Annotated in this window: 19 protein-coding genes and 2 pseudogenes; 6 read left to right on the top strand and 15 right to left on the bottom strand. The window is 45.5% G+C overall.

The genetic code is table 11. The features are described 5' to 3' along the window. Positions 1–6: 6 nt before the first annotated feature. The 5 genes from BST99_RS07570 to BST99_RS07550 form a co-directional block, all read right to left on the bottom strand. A complete protein-coding gene (locus BST99_RS07570) occupies positions 7–210 on the bottom strand; it encodes a membrane or secreted protein (protein WP_105001258.1) in 204 nt (67 codons plus the stop codon). Between the two features lie 48 nt (positions 211–258). Beyond that, positions 259–1,032, bottom strand: coding sequence for an anti-sigma factor (locus BST99_RS07565; RefSeq protein ID WP_105001257.1), 774 nt, complete (start codon positions 1,030–1,032; stop codon positions 259–261). Next, positions 1,029–1,598 carry an RNA polymerase sigma factor gene (locus tag BST99_RS07560; protein ID WP_105001256.1) on the bottom strand — a complete coding sequence of 190 codons (570 nt, stop codon included), beginning with the start codon at positions 1,596–1,598 and terminating at the stop codon, positions 1,029–1,031. Before BST99_RS07560 ends, BST99_RS07565 begins: the two co-directional genes overlap by 4 nt. 169 nt (positions 1,599–1,767) lie before the next feature. Further along, complete coding sequence (murB, locus tag BST99_RS07555) at positions 1,768–2,784, bottom strand: UDP-N-acetylmuramate dehydrogenase (protein WP_105001255.1); 1,017 nt, start codon at positions 2,782–2,784, stop codon at positions 1,768–1,770. Further along, positions 2,781–3,974 carry a pyridoxal phosphate-dependent aminotransferase gene (locus tag BST99_RS07550; RefSeq protein WP_105001254.1) on the bottom strand — a complete coding sequence of 398 codons (1,194 nt, stop codon included), beginning with the start codon at positions 3,972–3,974 and terminating at the stop codon, positions 2,781–2,783. Before BST99_RS07550 ends, murB begins: the two co-directional genes overlap by 4 nt. A gap of 94 nt (positions 3,975–4,068) precedes the next feature. On the opposite strand from BST99_RS07550, the gene BST99_RS07545 reads away from it, so the two are divergent. Then, positions 4,069–5,409, top strand: a complete 1,341-nt coding sequence (locus BST99_RS07545; RefSeq protein ID WP_245916212.1) for a PDZ domain-containing protein — start codon at positions 4,069–4,071, stop codon at positions 5,407–5,409. A 41-nt stretch (positions 5,410–5,450) separates the two neighbouring features. Here BST99_RS07545 and BST99_RS07540 read toward each other — a convergent pair whose 3' ends face one another. Beyond that, entirely contained in the window at positions 5,451–5,837 is a 387-nt protein-coding gene (locus BST99_RS07540; protein ID WP_105001253.1) for a DUF1573 domain-containing protein, read from the bottom strand. Positions 5,838–6,020: 183 nt separating this feature from the next. Between BST99_RS07540 and BST99_RS07535 the strand changes: the two are divergent. The 3 genes and pseudogenes from BST99_RS07535 (at position 6,021) to BST99_RS14925 (ending at position 9,953) form a co-directional block, all read left to right on the top strand. After that, positions 6,021–8,649 (top strand): annotated as a pseudogene (locus tag BST99_RS07535) (valine--tRNA ligase). A gap of 45 nt (positions 8,650–8,694) precedes the next feature. Further along, entirely contained in the window at positions 8,695–9,390 is a 696-nt protein-coding gene (locus BST99_RS14930) for a sterol desaturase family protein (protein ID WP_317046129.1), read from the top strand. A gap of 26 nt (positions 9,391–9,416) precedes the next feature. Continuing rightward, the gene (locus BST99_RS14925; RefSeq protein WP_317046128.1) at positions 9,417–9,953 is read left to right on the top strand and encodes a hypothetical protein; all 537 of its coding nucleotides are present in this window, start codon (positions 9,417–9,419) and stop codon (positions 9,951–9,953) included. On the opposite strand, the gene BST99_RS07525 is transcribed toward BST99_RS14925, so the two are convergent. The 6 genes and pseudogenes from BST99_RS07525 to rsfS all read right to left on the bottom strand — a co-directional run bounded on the left by BST99_RS07525 (position 9,950) and on the right by rsfS (position 14,825). Continuing rightward, a complete protein-coding gene (locus BST99_RS07525) occupies positions 9,950–10,225 on the bottom strand; it encodes an acyl-CoA-binding protein (protein WP_105001252.1) in 276 nt (91 codons plus the stop codon). The genes BST99_RS14925 and BST99_RS07525 overlap by 4 nt on opposite strands. A 124-nt stretch (positions 10,226–10,349) precedes the next feature. Then, positions 10,350–10,994 (bottom strand): annotated as a pseudogene (locus BST99_RS07520) (phosphatidylserine decarboxylase family protein); the annotation flags it as partial. Next, complete coding sequence (locus BST99_RS07515) at positions 10,981–11,775, bottom strand: phosphatidate cytidylyltransferase (protein WP_105001250.1); 795 nt, start codon at positions 11,773–11,775, stop codon at positions 10,981–10,983. The gene BST99_RS07515 and the pseudogene BST99_RS07520, both read right to left, overlap by 14 nt. Positions 11,776–11,790: 15 nt before the next feature. Then, positions 11,791–12,396 carry an LUD domain-containing protein gene (locus BST99_RS07510; RefSeq protein ID WP_105001249.1) on the bottom strand — a complete coding sequence of 202 codons (606 nt, stop codon included), beginning with the start codon at positions 12,394–12,396 and terminating at the stop codon, positions 11,791–11,793. 20 nt (positions 12,397–12,416) lie between these two features. After that, the gene (gene ftsH, locus BST99_RS07505) at positions 12,417–14,447 is read right to left on the bottom strand and encodes an ATP-dependent zinc metalloprotease FtsH (RefSeq protein ID WP_105001248.1); all 2,031 of its coding nucleotides are present in this window, start codon (positions 14,445–14,447) and stop codon (positions 12,417–12,419) included. Positions 14,448–14,450: 3 nt separating this feature from the next. Then, on the bottom strand, positions 14,451–14,825 hold the full coding sequence (rsfS, locus tag BST99_RS07500; RefSeq protein ID WP_105001247.1) for a ribosome silencing factor: 375 nt from the start codon (positions 14,823–14,825) through the stop codon (positions 14,451–14,453). Between the two features lie 97 nt (positions 14,826–14,922). On the opposite strand from rsfS, the gene BST99_RS07495 reads away from it, so the two are divergent. Further along, complete coding sequence (locus BST99_RS07495) at positions 14,923–15,663, top strand: biotin--[acetyl-CoA-carboxylase] ligase (protein WP_105001246.1); 741 nt, start codon at positions 14,923–14,925, stop codon at positions 15,661–15,663. On the opposite strand, the gene BST99_RS07490 is transcribed toward BST99_RS07495, so the two are convergent. Together BST99_RS07490 and pyrE are read right to left on the bottom strand one after the other, a co-directional pair. Beyond that, positions 15,660–16,055: an SRPBCC family protein gene (locus BST99_RS07490; protein ID WP_105001245.1), complete on the bottom strand. Its 396-nt coding sequence runs from the start codon at positions 16,053–16,055 to the stop codon at positions 15,660–15,662. The two genes, BST99_RS07495 and BST99_RS07490, sit on opposite strands and share 4 nt — an antisense overlap. Before the next feature lies 1 nt (position 16,056). Next, complete coding sequence (pyrE, locus tag BST99_RS07485; RefSeq protein WP_105001244.1) at positions 16,057–16,701, bottom strand: orotate phosphoribosyltransferase; 645 nt, start codon at positions 16,699–16,701, stop codon at positions 16,057–16,059. Positions 16,702–16,708: 7 nt separating this feature from the next. On the opposite strand from pyrE, the gene BST99_RS07480 reads away from it, so the two are divergent. Continuing rightward, entirely contained in the window at positions 16,709–17,320 is a 612-nt protein-coding gene (locus BST99_RS07480) for an NUDIX hydrolase (protein ID WP_146106238.1), read from the top strand. On the opposite strand, the gene BST99_RS07475 is transcribed toward BST99_RS07480, so the two are convergent. Next, positions 17,317–18,492: a M14 family metallopeptidase gene (locus tag BST99_RS07475; RefSeq protein ID WP_245916211.1), complete on the bottom strand. Its 1,176-nt coding sequence runs from the start codon at positions 18,490–18,492 to the stop codon at positions 17,317–17,319. The genes BST99_RS07480 and BST99_RS07475 overlap by 4 nt on opposite strands. Between the last annotated feature and the right edge of the window lie 6 nt (positions 18,493–18,498).

The raw sequence follows: 18,498 nt of genomic DNA, 5'->3' as shown, positions 1-18,498 counted from the left end.
GTGGTTTTAGGCTGATTCCATCGCTTCGCGCTGACACATTTCGTCTGGCGCCTTACCACAAAAACCGCAGGCTTCTCCTTCCTTGTTCAGAAAAGGATTCTGACTGGCACAGGTACCGGCAAATTTGCCGTCTTTTTTGGACCAAATTTTAATGGCAATACCCGCAAAAGCAAGGGCGAGTAATCCAATGGTAAGGATTGCTAATTTCATAGGGCAAAAATACGAAAAGAATGGACTAAATCTTCTCTCTTACAGGGACTAATTCCCGGATTGGTGGTAGTCGAAGTTGGCAACGATATTCTGGACCGTCGGACTGTTGGTTCCCCCTTGGGATTCAATGGTGATATATGAAATCGCCTTGTCGCCATAAGGCAGAGCCAACAATTGCTCTTTGTCCAGGCCTTTGTTTATGATTCCGAGGTTGACCATTTCTCCATTGACTTCTGCCCACATTTGGTAGCACTGATCTTCCGGTAACTGCGGCAGGTTCTGTACATTGATGTACGATAATTTCTTGATCGGGTTAATGTAGGCGATTGCTTTAAGTTCCTGGGCTTTGCGGTTTCCGCGAACATTGAATTTGCGGGTATTCGGGTTGTTCAGTACAATGTACTGGTTACGGATATCTTCCAATTGCAATTTCATGTCCATCTCCAGATTGCGAATTTGGGTTTGCACCATTTCGTTTTCTAAAGAAAGGGTCTTGTTTTGGTTCCAGAAGTAGTAGGTCACTGCAATACAGACAAGGGCTGCAATACTGGCCGCTATACCAAAGCGGAAAAAGGAACTGCGTTTACGCTGAAGGGTTCTGATGTTGGTCAGGATCTCTTCTTTGAGGTTTTCCGGAGCCTTCTTGGCGTGCAGTCGGGCGTAAATCTCGAGGTTTTCCTGCAATTCGTCATAGGCTTCTCGAACCTCAGAATACAAAGCTATATAACGTTCTACACGCAAAGACTCCTCCGTGGAGCTGCTGCCAAGCAGGTACTGCTCCAGGTGATCTCCTTCTAAAAAAACGCGTACTTTTTCTTTCATAGCCAATAACTTAAAATTGCAAAGAGGACCAAGGGTCCGTCACCGTAAATCTTTCGAAGTTCCCTCAAGCCGATCTTTAATCGTGACTTGATGGTTCCCAAAGGGATATCCAGTTTTTCACTGGCTTCCTGCTGGGTCAGTCCGATAAAAAACAAGGCTTCCAAGACTTCCCTGTACTTGGGATCGATCTTGGCCAGGTTTTCTTCCATATCCATTTCATCGGGTCGGATTCCCTGAACTCCAATAGTATATACGTCCGAAAAGTCGATTTGGATTTCTTTATCGGATTTATTTTGCGCGCTGCGCAGTTTATCTATAGCCGTATTGCGCGTAATTCGAAACAGCCATGTGAATAATTTAGCCTTAGAAGGGTCGTAAGTTTCGGAGTTCTTCCAGATTTTGACAAAGCTTTCTTGCAGAATATCCTGTGCCAATTCTTCATCTCGAACGACCTTGTTCGCTACCCCGAATAAAGTGTCGCCATAGTGCTCGTACAGCAAGGAGATGGCTTTTTCATCGCGCTCGTGTAGCAGTTGTATAATGTGATTCTCGAGCAGCGTACTCATGAATTTTTTTTGCGTCTAAAGATCCAAATGGGGATTTGATCCGTAGATATAACGAAGCTAAAATAAAAAAATGCCTTCCAGCGAATTCGAAAGGCTTTGAAATAAATTTGGTTAGTTTGGTTTGGTATGACCTCTGGAGGAAAATAATCCTACAGGGGTCTTTCCTTTTTTAGGGCAATATATTCACTTCTGGTTCCAGACGAATTCCAAATTCTTTCTCGACCCGGTCTTGGACCGTCCTGGCGAGTTGCAAGACATCCTGTCCGCTCGCATTTCCATAGTTCACCAAGACCAGCGCTTGTCGCTCGTGTACGCCAGCGTCTCCTTGTCTGTAGCCTTTTAGGCCGCACTGATCAATCAGCCAGCCCGCAGGCAATTTGGCCAAGGTTTCAGATACTTCGTATACCGGCATTTCCGGGTGCTTATCCTGTAGAGGGAGTAGTCGAGACTTTTCGAGGACTGGATTCTTAAAGAAAGACCCGCTATTGCCCAGTAAGCTCGGGTCGGGAAGTTTTTTCTGGCGGATATGGATGATAGCCCTAGAGACTTCTTGAATCCCAGGAACTTTAATCCCCATTTGCTCGAGTTGATCCTGAACCCCTCCATAATCTGTCCGAATAATGTGGGCTTTTTTCGTCAGCCTTAGTTTGACAGAGGTGATGATGTATTTTCCTTTGGCAACCCCTTTAAAAATCGAATCACGGTAGCCAAATTGGCAATCTTTCTTGGTGAGTTCTACCAATTCGAGACTTTCCATATCCATTGCTTCGCAACTGACAAACACATCCTTGAGTTCAACGCCGTACGCACCTATATTCTGTATGGGTGCTGTTCCTGTATTTCCGGGGATCAAGGAAAGGTTTTCGATTCCTCCATAGTCTTTTTCTAAACACCAGAGTACGAGCTCATGCCAATTCTCACCGGCCATGGCTTTGATGATGACATAGTCTTCCTCTTCTTCAAAAATGTGAATCCCTTTGAGTGCAATGTGCATCACTAAGGCGTCGATATCATCAATGAGGAGAAGGTTGCTGCCTCCACCCAAGACAAAACGATTGGGGTAAACACTGAGGTCTAACAATTTGCGCAATTGCATCAGGCCAGTTACTTCTGCAAAAAACCGGGCCTTGACATCAATGCCAAAGGTGTTGTAATTTTTTAGCGAGTAGTTCTCGTGGATCGTCACGCTTTGTTGTATTGTTGAAGGCCGGCTTCCAAAATATGGGCGGCCCTCTTTAGTTTGTCTTTTTCCAAAACATAGGCAATTCGAATCTGATTACGGCCTTGCCCGGGGGTCGAGTAAAATCCTTCTGCCGGAGCAACCATAATCGTTTCTCCATCGATATCAAAGTCCTGAAGCAACCACTGAGCAAAATTTTCTGCATTGTCAACCTCCAGCTCAGCAATACAGTAAAAGGCTCCTCCCGGATTCGCTACACGGATGCCTTCGGCCTTTTCTAAAGCAGCGATAAGAATATCTCTTCGTTCGGCGTATTCACCAATGACCTCTGTAAAATACTGCTCTGGAGTGTCCAGAGCTGCTTCACTGGCGATTTGGGCCAAGGTCGGGGGGGAAAGTCTTGCCTGAGCAAACTTTAAACTGGCTTGAATGACTTCCTTATTTCGGGAAACAAGGCATCCGATGCGGGCTCCACACATGCTGTAGCGCTTGGATACCGAGTCCACTAATATAGCGTGGTTCTCTAGCCCAGCTTGGGTCATGATGGAATGGTGTTTTCGGCCGTCGTAGGCAAACTCCCGATACACCTCGTCGGCTATCAAGAAAATATCGTGTTTAAGTGCCAAGGCAGTCAATTGCTCAATTTCCTCCTGGGTGTAAAGGTACCCGGTGGGGTTCCCTGGATTACATAAAAGAATGGCCTTGGTTTTCTGGTTGATCCGCTTTTCGAACTCCGGGATTGGGGGTAAGGCGAAATTATCTTCAAATCGAGAAGGGACTGCTCTGACGGTAATCCCGTTGGCTTGCGCAAAGCCATTGTAATTGGCGTAGAACGGCTCCGGAATGATGACTTCATCTCCGGGGTCAGCAATGGTACCCATGGCAAAGGAAAGGGCTTCGGAACCTCCAGTGGTGACGATAATGTGTTCTCCTTCTACTGCAATTCCGTGTTTGGCGTAGTACTGCGCAATTTTTGAACGGTATTCAGCTGATCCTTCTGTTCGACTATAAGCCAGTGTTGTAATCGGCGCTTGGCGCACAGCATCTAAGGCTTCTTTAGGGGTGCGGATATCCGGCTGCCCGATATTCAGGTGTAAAACCTTTTTGCCTGAAGCCTTTGCGGCCTCTGCATAAGGGACTAGTTTTCGGATGGGGGAAGCGGGCATCTGCAGCCCTTTTTCTGAAATACTCGGCATAAGGGATCAATAATAGATTACAAAAATGAGAAATAGGGGAGGAGAAAGCAAAAGACATGGGTTTTTTGTACCTTATGAAGGAAATTTCTGGCATATGAAAAAAGGGATGTTGATTGTGTGTTTGCTCGGGATGGTCAGTTGGGTCAGTGCTCAGCGTTTTCTTCTGCCCAAAGGAGTCGAGCAAGAAAAGATTCGGTTTGAATTGGTCAATAACTTAATCATTATTCCGATGGATGTCAATGGGTCGGAGCTCTCCTTTATTCTGGATTCGGGGGTGAGCAGTCCTATTTTATTCAACCTGACCGATGAGGATTCCATTCAAATCAATGATGTTTCGACCATCAGTCTAAAAGGCCTGGGAGATGGCCCTCCCATTGAAGCTTTAAAGTCCGAGAATAATCAGTTTGCGATCGGTAAAGCCCGATCGATGAATCAGAATATGTTCGTTGTTTTAGACCGTGAACTGAACCTTTCTGCTTCCTTGGGCCGCCCGGTCCACGGGATTATTGGTTGGGAAGTATTCCGTTCTTTTACCGTTGAGGTCAACTACAGCAAGAAGTACATTCGCTTTCACAAGCAGGGGACCCTCAAAACTGATAAACTCAGAAAAATGCAGGAGATCCCCCTGATTCTCCAAAAGAAGAAGGCTTTTGTGGAAGGTGTCGTCACCTTGGAAGACAATACAGAACGGGAAGTGAAGTTGCTGGTCGATACGGGCAGTAGCGATGCCATATGGCTGTTTAGAGACCTGGAGCAGGGTCTGGATGTGCCCGAAAAGAGCTTTGAAGAATTTCTTGGGAAGGGGCTCAGTGGTGAAATACACGGACTCCGGACCAAGATTAAAGCTTTCCGAATCGGGAATTACCAGCTCATTGAAACCAAAGCCGCTTTTCCTTTCCGAGATTCCTTTGCCAATATCATCAACCTGGAGGATCGCAATGGCAGTGTGGGGGGAGAGGTGCTCAAAAGGTTTAACCTGGTGGTGGATTACAAAAACAGCCGCCTGTATCTCAAAAAGAACGGGTATTACAAGGATCCTTTCCAGTACAACCTGGCGGGTATTGATATACAGCACAACGGGGTGCGCCTAATCCGAGAGCGGATTGCTGATGTTCACGGACGAGTAAAGACCGACGACAGAACGGCTATTGGGAGCGTTAAAATCCTTTTAGAACCCCGCACCCGTATCAGTTTAGTTCCCGAGATTGTTGTTTCGGGTATTCGAGCGGGTAGTCCGGCAGATGAGGCCGGTTTACAGCAGGGAGATATCATCTTGGCTGTCAATGGAAGGAAGGTCCACGAGTATAAGCTGCAGGAAATCATTCAGATGTTGAATGAACGGGAAGGGAAGCGTGTTAAAGTACGTATTGAGCGCTACAACCGGGAGTTGTCCTTCTCTTTCTTGCTGAAAGATGTATTCAAAGAAAAACCCTGACCATTATGGATCAGGGTTCTAATTCTTGTGAAGTGAGCCGTTTACTTGGCTCCTTCTACCAATTCTCCTTTTATCTTCAACACCTTGGTGGGTGTATCTGCATTGGAAGTTACCGTGATGGCCTTACGGAAAGGACCAACGGCTCTGTTGGTATCGTATTTTACTTCAATAATACCGGTTTCACCAGGGGCAATAGGCTCCTCAGGTTTTTTAGGGATTGTACATCCACAACTTGATTTTACATCGGTAATCACCAAAGGTATAGCACCTGTATTGGTGAATTCAAAGGTGCGAACACCGTTGCTGCCGCGCTCCACTTTTCCGTAATCAATGGTTTCGGTCTTAAACTCAATTTTGGCCACCTTGTCTTGGGCGTTAACCGCAAGTGCAAAACAACCGAGAAATAAGAAAAGTACTGCTTTTTTCATCTTTACTTAGTTTAATCGAATTTTCAAAATTAGGAGAAAAGCTCCTGCTCCCAAAATTCTTTTGTTATGTAATAACGTTCGTTATTTTTGTTTCGTATTCACTACAATTGCCTGAAGCCGGAATGCTTTTTCCGGTTTTTTTATATCAGACAACGAGTGAAGTCCAAAAACTGTACCGAAATCATGGATATTCCATCAAAATATGATCCGTCTCAGGTAGAATCACAGTGGTATGACTACTGGATGCAACACCATATGTTTCGCTCTGTACCAGACGAAAGAGAGCCGTACACCATACTGATTCCCCCTCCTAATGTGACTGGGGTTTTGCATATGGGGCATATGTTGAACAACACTATTCAGGACGTATTGATACGACGAGCCAGGTTAAAAGGCCTTAATGCCTGTTGGGTTCCTGGAACCGACCACGCGAGTATTGCCACAGAAGCCAAAGTGGTAGCGCATTTAAAATCCCAAGGTATAGAGAAGTCGACCTTATCTCGGGAGGAGTTTCTCAAGCATGCCTGGGCTTGGACGGACGAGTACGGGGGAGTTATTCTAAAACAACTGAAAAAATTGGGTTGCTCCTGTGATTGGGAACGCACCAAGTTTACCCTGGATGACGATATGTCAGCTCGGTGATCAAAATGTTTGTGGATCTCTTTGAAAAAGGACTAATTTATAGAGGCTACCGCATGGTCAACTGGGATCCGGAAGCCCAAACGACACTCTCGGATGAAGAGGTGATCTATGAGGAACGCAATGGTAAACTCTATTATGTAGCTTATGATGTGGTGGATTCGGACGAGAAATTGACCATAGCGACCACACGACCCGAAACCTTATTGGGGGACACGGCGATCTGTATTCACCCTGAGGACGAACGATATAAGCATCTCCACGGTAAAAAAGCGATAGTCCCGATTGCGGGTCGCGAGATTCCGATCATCACCGATTCTTATGTGGATTTGGAATTTGGTACAGGTTGCCTAAAAGTGACTCCTGCTCATGACATCAATGACAAAGAGCTCGGAGAAAAGCACCAACTAGATTTTATTGATATTTTTCACCCGGACGCAACACTCAATCATCATGGGTTGCATTATGAAGGTCAGGACCGTTTTGCCGTTAGAAAGGCTATTGCGAAAGAATTAGAGGAAAAAGACCAGTTGGTTAAAACCGAAGATTATACCAACAATGTAGGAACTTCGGAGCGCACCAAGGCTGTAATCGAGCCCAGACTGTCGGAACAGTGGTTCCTCAAGATGGAGGATTTGGCCGAACCCGCTCTGAAGGCGGTTTTAGAAACGGAAGAAGTACGTCTGTTTCCGAAAAAGTTCGAAAACACCTACCGCCACTGGATGGAAAACATCCGGGATTGGAATATTTCGCGTCAGTTGTGGTGGGGGCAACAGATTCCGCCTACTACTACGGCGAAGGAAGTAATGATTTTGTCGTTGCAGAGACTCCTGAAAAGGCCCTTGAAGTGGCGAAAAGCCAATCCGGAAAAGATTTGACCGCAGCAGACCTACGCCAAGATCCGGATGTTTTGGATACCTGGTTCTCATCTTGGCTCTGGCCGATTAGCGTATTCGGGGGTGTCTTGGAACCAGAGAATGAAGAGGTGCAGTATTACTACCCCAGCAGTGATTTGGTAACGGGTCCGGATATTTTGTTTTTCTGGGTGGCCCGTATGATCATTTCTGGCTATGAATTACGAGATCAACCTCCTTTCCGCAACGTTTATTTGACCGGATTGGTTCGGGACGAAAAAGGACGTAAGATGTCCAAGCAGCTCGGAAATTCCCCCGATGCCTTGAAACTCATTCAAGAATACGGAGCAGACGGGGTGCGTGTTGGACTGTTGCTGAGTTCGGCTGCCGGAAATGACCTTTTGTTTGATCAGAATCTCTGCCAGCAAGGCAAGAATTTTGCGAACAAAATCTGGAACGCTTTCCGCTTGGTCAAGAGCTGGGAGGTGGCCGATATCGATCAGCCGGAATCTGCACGCTTAGGTATTGAGTGGTACCGCCAGCGATTCCAGGAAGTGCTCGGACAAATTGAAGATCACTACTCCAAATACCGCATATCAGACGCACTGATGGCGACCTATAAATTGATTTGGGATGATTTCTGTTCTTGGTTCCTCGAATTGGTGAAACCGGCCTACCAAAGCCCGGTTGATCAAGAAACCTTGAAGGAGGTATTGTCGATTTTTGACCAAAACCTGAGAATACTCCACCCATTCATGCCCTTCTTAACGGAAGAGATCTGGCAACGATTGGAAGATCGGGCGGAAGGGGAGTCCTTGTGTTTGCAGTCTTGGCCTCAGGTAGAGGACTCTTTGAACAGCGAAGTACTTCAGAATTTTGCCCATTTTACGGAAGTCATTGCGGGGATCAGAACCATTCGAAAAGACAAGCAAATTGCTCAAAAGGAGGCCCTTAAACTTGTGGCTCCAACTTCAGATCCTGCTGTTCAGTACTACCAATCCTTGGTCAGTAAGCTGGGCAATATGGAAGAAATTCTCTTTAGTGAGGAGCAGCCAGAGGGAAGTGTCGGGTTCCGGGTAGGGGCCCTGGAGTATTTTGTTCCGGTAAGTGGTCGTATTGATCTGGAGGCCGAAAAGCAAAAGATCCTGGAAGAACTCAACTATACCAAAGGCTTTTTAGCCTCTGTTCAGAAGAAATTATCGAATCAACGTTTTGTGCAAAATGCCCCCGAAAAGGTGGTAGAGATCGAGAAAAAGAAAGCCAGCGATGCCGAGGCCAAGATCGAAACCCTGGAGAAAAGTTTGGAGCAGTTGGGCTAGACCAAAAAGTCACTGAAATTGGATAAGATTGCCTAATTTAGGCTAATGGAAACCTATGCAACCGCTCTCCTGTACGCGATTCCTTTTTTTATCGTCCTGGTCCTGCTCGAAGTCGGGTATGGGGCACTGGTGAAGAAGCAGAAGCACCGTCTGATGGATACAGTCAGCAGCTTGAGTTCTGGATTGTCCAATATCATCAAAGATTCTTTAGGACTGGCCGTGATTTTGGTGACCTATCCTTTTCTGGTCGATCGATTATCGATGATGGAATTGAGCAACGCCTGGTATGTCTGGGTCATTGCTTTTATCGCCTTGGACTTCGCGGGTTATTGGAATCACCGTTTGAGTCACCACATCAATATTCTTTGGAATCAGCATGTAGTGCATCATTCCAGTGAAGAGTTTAACCTGGCCTGCGCTCTTCGCCAGTCCATCTCCAATGTAATCGGTTATTTTCCTCTACTCTTACTGCCCGCCGCCCTATTGGGAGTTCCGGCAGAAGTAATAGCTATTCTGGCCCCGCTGCATTTATTCGCACAGTTTTGGTATCATACCCAGCACATCGGAAAGATGGGGTGGTTGGAATGGGTGATCGTGACCCCTTCACAGCACCGTGTGCATCACGCCATTAATCCGGAGTATATCGATAAGAATTTAGGGCAGATCTTCTGTGTTTGGGATCGCTTGTTTGGTACATTCCAAGAAGAGTTGGAAGAGGTGCTCCCCAATATGGGGTGCTGAAGCCTGTCAATACTTGGAACCCGGTATTGATCAATTTCCAACATTTTGGACGTTTGGCCTTCGATGCCTGGTATGCTCGGAGCTGGTGGGACAAGGCAAGGGTTTGGTTTATGCCTACGGGTTGGAGACCTGCCGATGTGGCGGAGCGTTTTCCGCGAGAAGGAATCGCCAATGTCTACGATTTTGAAAAATACGCTCCAAAGGCGAGTAGAGGCTTGCAGTTTTACGCGGTTTTTCAGTTGCTTTTCAATACGGCCCTAATGCTCTTTTTGTTTGGGGTCTTTGCCGATTTAACTCGTAATGAACAGTTGTTATACGGTCTTATGATCATAACCGCTATTTTCGGATTTACGTCGGTCATGGATCGTAAAATCTGGTCCATGTATTGGGAACTTGTTCGCTCTCTTTTTGGGCTAGGAATCCTTTATGTTCAAGGAGATTGGTTTGGATTAAACTCCTTTGGCGAGAATGCCTGGCTGTGGATGGCTTTCTATTTTGGCCTGAACGCCCTGTGGGTGGCTTACTTTTGCCTTTTTGAATTCCGTAAAAGTGCTGAGAGTTAGTCCATTTCTGGCATCCCCATCGTTTTAGCGAGTTCGATGTAATTTTTCATCGCTTCTTCTTCACTAAGGTCTTGTGTTTGAATAAGCGCGTTGGTCTTGAAAGCGTTGATCAGTGGGATTCCCTTCCGACCCGGACCTCCTCCTTGGTTGTTTCCTTTTTTATAGAAGGCGTAGAGTTTGAGCAGGGTATCTGGAGGAATTGGTTCCGCATAATTATTGATGAACTGAACAGCCCATTCAAATTCTAACTTGATGCGTGACTTTGCCGCCATGATCGGGGATTTAACTGTCCTTGGAAGAAGTATCCTTGTTCCACTCCCAGGAACTGCGTATGCTTTTGCCCATCGCTCTGAGAATGGCTTCTGAGTTTTCCTCATCGACTTGCAACTCTCCCATTTCGGCAATAACACTGGTTCCGCCGACGACCTTCTGTCCAATTTGAACAGCCACTTTACAATCTAGCGGCAAGAAAAGGTCTACCCTAGAACCGAATTTGATAAATCCGGCATCTTGCCCCTGTTCTACTTGCTGGCCGGTTACCGCATAATTAATAATGCGTCGGGCAACCGCTCCAGCGATTTGTCGGTATAGAATTTCACCAAAGCGCGGGGTATTTACAACGATGGTAGTCCGCTCATTATCGGTACTGGATTTGGGGTGCCAAGCCACTAGGTATTTGCCCGGATGGTATTTGGAGTACTTTACCACACCACTGGCAGGATAGCGCGTTACGTGGACATTCAGCGGCGACATAAAGATGGAGACCTGGAGCCTCTTCTCTTTGAAGTATTCCGTTTCTTCCACCTCTTCTACCGTAACGACCTTACCGTCGACGGGAGAAAGAATTTCGTGGAATCGCGGATTGGTTTCCCGAACAGGATTTCTAAAGAATTGCAGTACGGCCAATAGTGCTACAATAGCGACGAACTGAACGCCGACCCTTAGCCAGAAAATATCCAATTGAAATTTCGCCAACAGTATGATGGCGATGACGGCAATCAAAGTTACCGTAATGATGCGTTGTCCTTCACGATGAAACATAGTGGAGCAAATGTAGCATCAAAAATGCAAACGGAGCAGCAATTAGCAAACTATCCAAGCGATCGAGTAAACCTCCGTGTCCAGGAAGGAGGTCTCCGCTGTCTTTTACCCCAGCTTTCCGTTTAAAACTGGACTCGACCAAATCGCCTAGGTTCCCGAAAACGATAACGACCAGGGCCAGAAAAAGCCATTCCGTTAATGTTAGTACAGGTACATAAATACTAATGCCCCAGGCCATCAAAAGAGAGAAGACCAATCCGCCGATGTAGCCTTCTCCGGATTTCTTTGGGGAGATTTGGGGTACCCATTTGTGTTTGCCGAATCTGCGGCCCACCAAGTAAGCAAAGCTATCGTTGGTCCACATCAGAAACATCACACCGGTGATTAGTTCGGGACTGTACTCTCCGGTCACCCGAGAAAGCAGAATCAAGAACAAAATACCGCCTCCCACGTAAAAAAAGGAAAGCCCCGTCTTCTTTAGGGTATTCAATCTTTTTGCGCTGGGGTTAAAAAGGGAAAAAATCAACTGACTTTGTATGAGCAAGGTCAGGCCCAGCATTCCCCAGAGTTCATAGTCACCATAGGGCATCCAGTAGAAATAGGCACAAAGGCCGATGTACAAGAGGTAAACCAGAGGAGACTTTAATTTGATGATCTTCTTGAGTTCGTACAGGCAAGCCAAACCAAAAATGAAAATCAAGCCGGCATAGGTTTCGAACCCCCAAAAGATGCAGAGTAGGAGCAAACCAACATAAACAGAACCGGTAATGATGCGTTGCACGAAAAAGCTCTTTTATCAGTAATCCTCTAGTAGTAATAAATACACATTCTTAGACGCGCTACCATAGGAGAGGAAATCCGTTTGGTTGTCAGGGGTAAGCGTGAAGTGTTTTAAGGTGGTAATGTTATCGGGGATATCTCCCTTGTATTTTTTCTTGATGATTTTGAGCGCCTCACTAATCGTATCCACCATCTGGCTTGTGGTGGCAAATACAATGAGGTTTTGCGGTAATTCAGATAGCTTTTTGCCTTTGATCTGCTTTGAGCACACCAGGATGGAGCCGTTGTGCGCTACAAGGTGTTCACAGGTCGTTAGAAAAATATCACTTTCCCGGCGGTCTTCTGTAAAGAACAACAATTCATCAAAGCGTTCTTCCAATCTGTGATTCAGACAATACAGGAGGTCGTTGCTCCAGTTGTTTTCAACCAGGATATCTTTTAGGCCTTGAACTACTTCGCTGAAGTCTTCGCAGTAGATAAATTTACCGCCGTTTTTCTTGAAGTGAATGGTGAATTTTTCGTCGACGGGAAGCTTTCTGTGAGGAACGTGGTCCCCACCTGTTTCCAAGGTTTCCTTGGACACTTTCTTGCCTCCGCCAAAGATTTTATCGAATACTCCCATCGATCACAAATCTAAAAGATTTATTCAGACGGAGATTCCTCCGGAGAAGAATTCTCAGTAGTTCCTGACTCTTCAGAGCCTTCACTTCTGGTATCGTTCACAATGGTGTCATCTTCGATGTTTTCCTTTTTATCAAAAGGACGTTTCCCGAAGATTTTCTCAAGGTCATCCTTGAAGATCACTTCTTTTTCTAGAAGTCGATTGGCCAGGTCCGTCAGTTTTTCTTTATTCTGATTGAGGATCTCAATGGCACGAGCATATTGCTCTTCGATAATTCGAGAAATTTCTTTGTCGATCAGTTGAGCCGTTTCTTCACTGTATGGTTTGGCAAAGCCGTAATCTGACTGCCCTGAAGAATCGTAGTAAGTCACATTGCCCAGTGTTTCTGTAAGACCGTAAATGGTCACCATGGCTCGAGCTTGTTTGGTTACTTTTTCCAGGTCGCTCAAAGCACCAGTCGAAATTTTGTCAAAAATTACTTTTTCGGCTGCGCGGCCTCCCATGGTGGCGCACATCTCATCAAGCATTTGTTCTGGAGTTACAATCAAGCGTTCTTCCGGCAAGTACCAAGCAGCCCCCAATGATTGGCCTCGAGGAACAATGGTTACTTTGACCAGTGGAGCAGCATGCTCGCACATCCAGCTCACTGTGGCGTGACCCGCTTCATGGAAGGCCACACGCTTTTTCTCGTCGGGAGTGATGATTTTATTCTTTTTCTCTAAACCACCAACTATACGGTCAACGGCGTCAAGAAAGTCCTGCCGCGTAACCGACTTGCGCTCTTTTCGAGCTGCGATAAGCGCTGCTTCATTACAAACATTTGCAATGTCCGCACCTGAGAATCCGGGGGTCTGACGTGCAAGGAAGTCCAGATCAAGGGTTTCTGATGTTTTAATCGGACGAAGGTGTACTTCAAAAATGGCTTTTCTCTCTTTGAGATCAGGCAGGTCTACATAGATCTGACGATCGAATCGACCAGCTCTCATGAGGGCTTTATCCAGTACATCAGCTCTGTTGGTAGCGGCCAATACAATTACGTTGGTATTGGTGCCGAAACCATCCATTTCGGTTAGTAACTGGTTCAAAGTGTTTTCTCTCTCATCGTTGGAACCCGTAAAGTTGTTCTTTCCACGAGCGCGTCCAATGGCATCTATTTCATCGATAAAAATGATGGAAGGTGCCTTGTCCTTGGCTTGCTTGAACAAATCACGGACACGGGAGGCTCCAACCCCCACGAACATTTCGACAAAATCAGATCCGGAGAGGGAGAAGAAAGGAACTTTCGCTTCCCCTGCTACAGCTTTAGCCAAAAGAGTTTTACCGGTTCCTGGAGGGCCTACTAAAAGGGCTCCTTTTGGAATTTTACCTCCGAGAGAGGTATATTTATCGGGGTTCTTAAGAAACTCTACAATCTCTTGTACTTCTTCCTTTGCACCTTCTAATCCAGCAACGTCTTTAAAAGAAGTTCGGGTGTCGGACTTCTCATCGAAGAGTTTCGCTTTGGATTTGCCGATATTGAAAATTTGTCCTCCAGCACCACCTCCGGCACCGCCAGACATTCTGCGCATAAGGTAAATCCAAATACCAATGATGAGTACAAAGGGGAGTAGGGAGAAGATAAAATCCCCTAAGCGGGTGTTTTCTTTATCGAAATCGATTTTGGTTTCCAGGTTGTTGTCCTGTTTGATTTGATTGATGTCGTCCTCAAAATTTTGGAGGTCCCCGTAATCCAAAATATAATGAGGAGCCAAGTTCGGTCCCGGGATGATGGAGGGTTCAGAAACCCCTTCGTGCACCTCTTTGGCCAAGGCCTCTTCGGTCAGGAACACTTTTGCCTGACGGGTATTGGTGATGATTCGAATTTCATCAATATCTCCATTGCGCAAATATTCTTTGAGCTCAGACACAGTTGTCTTTTCTGTGTTGGATAGGCCTGACCCTCCAAAGAATTGGAATCCGATAAACAGGGTGAGGATTATCCCGTAGATCCACCAAGAGGAGAATCTGGATTTTTTTGGTTGCTGTGGGGGGGTATTGTTGTCTTTTGCCATTTCTTAGTTATAACTGCTTTCCACCATGGTCACTTTGGCGTCTCCCCAAAGGCCTTCGATGTCATAAAATTCCCGGACTTGCTTTTGAAAAACATGAACCACGACATTGACGTAATCCATGAGGACCCATTCCGCATTGTCAGCTCCTTCCACATGCCAAGGTTTGTCGTGAATAGCTTTACTCACGGTTTTTTGGATGGAAGAAACAATCGCGTTGACGTGGGTGTTGGAGGTACCATTGCAGATCACAAAGTAGTCGCAAACCGTGTTGTCTATTTCTCTTAAATCCAGGAGATTTATGTTCACTCCTTTAACTTCTTCAATACCGTTAATGATTAGAGATATTAGCTCGTCTGCGCTCGTTTGGGTCTTCTGCATTCAGGAATTTTAGCTTTATACAAAGTTAATTCTTTTTTGATTTGTCGGGTCTCCATTTTAACATTACATTCAAGGAGTTTGATAACCGACTTACGCTATGAAATGGATCAAACTTGATGCCACTCCATCCACGAACGCTTATCTAAAAAAATTATTGGAAGAAGTGCCTTTCTTTGAGGAGGTTGCAGTTACCACAAAAAGACAAACCCAAGGCCGAGGACAACGGGGTACTACTTGGCAATCCGAAGGAGGTAAAAATTTGACAATGAGTTATTTGCATCTTCCGAATTCCTTGGAAGCAAGTCGGCAGTTTGAACTGAATATGGGGGTCGCTTTGGGGGTTTTGGATGTATTGGAAGCCTATGGGCTTCCAGAACTGTCAGTAAAGTGGCCGAACGACATTTTGTCATCTGCTTACAAGGTTGGGGGTATTCTTATTGAGAATCAATTGAAAGGAAGGTTTCTGAACTCCGCAATAGTTGGACTGGGTCTAAACGTTCACCAAGAGGAATTTACCGACTTACCTCAAGCCCGGTCCCTGATTCATTGCGCACCAGGGCCCTATCATTTGGAGAAGATGTCCAAAGCGTTTGTAGAAGCGTGGAAAAGGCGTTTAGAGCCTCTTTCTCTGCGTCCACGCTCTCCTTTGCTTAAAGAGGAGTACGAATCTCGTTTGTTTGGTAAGGATCAATGGAATGACTTCCGAGAACCTAAAAGTGAAGTCTTTCAGGCGCAGGTACAAGGAGTGGAAGAATCCGGTAAATTACGCTTGGAATTGAAAAGTGGAGAACAGCGCTTATACGACCTCAAAGAGGTAGAGATGATCTATTCTTCTTAAGCGATTTTGCTCAAGTTTCCGGAAAGAGCTTCGATAAAGTTGGTGATTGGCGTTTTGATCATCATGGCCATCATCGCATTAAATTCTCCGGCAAAACTCAATTGTACTTCACTGCTGTTTTCGCTCAAAGCAGTAATATGGGCAGTTAAGGTAAAAGGCAGTTTGTCGCTTGCCGCTCCCAAGACGACCTTATCGTAGGCAGTGCGTTCCTTGAGTTTGAGAACAATTTCTGGCATTCCGGATAAGCCAAAACGAAAAGTGTCTTCGGCTAGTACCTCAAATTTTTGAAGTGAATCAGGCATGAGTTGCTCAAAATTGGAGATGTCACTCAAAAAGTCAAAGGTTTCTTGTTGAGATTTCTCTACAGTCTTTTTGTCGGTTTCGATATGCATGCTAGTCCACTTTCCATTTTTCTGGCTGCTCTTTCCAGGCCAGAAGGGTTTCAACTTCTTTTTCTTGGATGTATCGGGTGTCTTTGGCTAAATGCAAAAGGTGATCGTAATTGCTCAAGGAGTGCAAATCCACATTGGCTTCCTTGAAATTCTTTTCTGCAACCGGAAAACCATAATTGAAAATCGCGATCATACCTTTAACCGTAGCTCCGTGATCACGCAATGCTTTTACTGCGTTAAGGCTGCTTTTACCCGTACTGATCAGGTCTTCAATGACTACAACGGATTGGCCACTTTTCAATAGACCTTCGATCTGGTTTTTGCGGCCATGTGACTTGGGTTCTGGCCGAACATATACGAAAGGCAGTCCCAAAGCTTCGGCTACCAAGATGCCAATTCCAATAGCACCTGTCGCTACACCAGCAATAACGTCAGGCTTGGCGTAGAGGTGATCCACCTGCTTGGCCATCTCTTCTCTAATGAAATTGCGAATTACCGGATAGGAGAGTAGTATGCGGTTGTCACAATAGATCGGTGACTTCCAGCCAGAAGCCCAAACGAAGGGATTTTCCGGTCTCAGCTGAATTGCATTTATTTGTAAGAGTAGTTCAGCCGTTTTATTGGCGCTGTCCTTGTCCAAAATCATTGCGCAAATGTATAAAGTTTTTGTTAATGAAATGCCTCTTGTTTTAACAGATAATCCGGCATTTTCTGGACAGAATCCCCCTAGCGTTAAAGGGCCTAAGAAATTACTGAAGCTAATCGACCGTCTTTACCGGCATAAAATGGATTGCGGAGTCCTTTATGGCTCTCCGGATGCCTTGCTCGAAGAACTCAAAAAAACCATACGTGTGGTCCAGGCAGCGGGTGGGTTAGTCAGTAATTCAGAAGGAAAACTGCTCTTCATAAAAAGGAATGATCTCTGGGATTTACCTAAAGGAAAGCTGGAGTCCAAAGAGACTATAGAAGAATGTGCTTTTAGAGAGGTTGTTGAAGAAACGGGGATTAAACAATTAAAAATGGGTCCCTACACCAAAACCACGTACCATATTTTTAGGCGCAGTGGAGAGTACCGTTTAAAGGAGGTCTTTTGGTACCATATGACTTCTGATTACAAAGGGCCTTTTGAACCTCAGCACAAAGAGGGGATAACAGCCGTCCGATGGATGGGCTCCAAGAAACTTCAAAAAGTGCAAGACAAAACCTACCAGAATATCCGTCTGCTCATCATCGATTACCTCGCTGAAAGAAGTACCAAAGTTTAGTTGGATTCGAGTTGTTTTAGGAAGGCCAGGTTTTCGCTGTCGGCTTCGACTCGTAGAATGGGGTAGCGCATATGAGCGTCTTCATAGTATATGGAATGCTGAAAGATCCATCTCAATTGGGCATAGCCGTTTTTGCGAAAAGATTCTTCTTCGTCCTTTTTATTTTCAAAGGCTTCTTTGAGTTCAGGTTCAGAATCTAAAATTTCCAGAGCTAAGTCCTCAAAGACATAGGAAGAAAAGCCTTCTTTTTGTTGAAGGATGGGGTCAAAATAGTTCCAATTGAAAAAGGAATCTGCTGCGGAGGGTTCTAAGGTTTCCAGTATATACCGCTTGGCGGCTTGATCGATGGGTATCCAATAATCCCCTTTCTTCGCTTTTCTTTCTTCCTGAACACTGGCTACTTTGGTTTCGTAATGGAGATAATGCCCTTCATAGGCTGAGCGCCTGGTATTGTAGTCTTTAATGCGGTATCGATGGACTTGCAAAACACTATCTTGATCCAGAGGAAACATCTTTACCTGGTTGATCGCAAAAAGATCAAGGATGTCTTGGTAGGTCGAGGGAATGATGTAACCGGCAGGAATGGCCACGCTATCGGAAGACTTAAATCGATCGTAGAAGGGAATTTCTTTGGTAAAGGGTTGGTCCTGGTTGTATTTCAGGCGAGGGAAACCCGTGATCGCGCTGGGAATAGTGTCTACCTCGTATCCTTTGAAAAAGCGGGTGCTGTAGCTGCTTGTATCCACTGCCCATTCTAAAGGATAGTAAGTAGCCGCTTGCCAGAACTCTTCACTTTTTCTTCGCACCTCCTTGATTTGATCATAATCTTGATCGACCTGTTGCACGAGGAGGTACAGCATGTCATAAGTCGCTTCAACCCGTTGGTCATAGGGCTTTAGCATATGGGTTTCAATCATAAGGCCCAGGGTTCCCCAAAGCGTTGTGTAGCCGGTTGAATAACGAGGTAAATCAAAAAACTGATTAAAACCTTCATCCGGAGGCCTGTTGTAAACATTCACATAAGGGGTGATATCGTGCCCTTGTTGTTGCAAAGACTCTTCCAGAGTGGGAATGAATTTTTGCTTCAAGTAAAAGCCTGCCTCTCCACCCAACTTATCATGCTGTGTAAATAAATGGGTAAGCACGTATTGGTAGTCCGCTCCATTACTCACGTGTGT

The organism is Aureicoccus marinus, assembly GCF_002954325.1.
Taxonomy (GTDB): domain Bacteria; phylum Bacteroidota; class Bacteroidia; order Flavobacteriales; family Flavobacteriaceae; genus Aureicoccus; species Aureicoccus marinus.
Note: the sequence above shows the minus strand (reverse complement) of the source record. Positions and strands in the feature narration are given on the sequence as shown.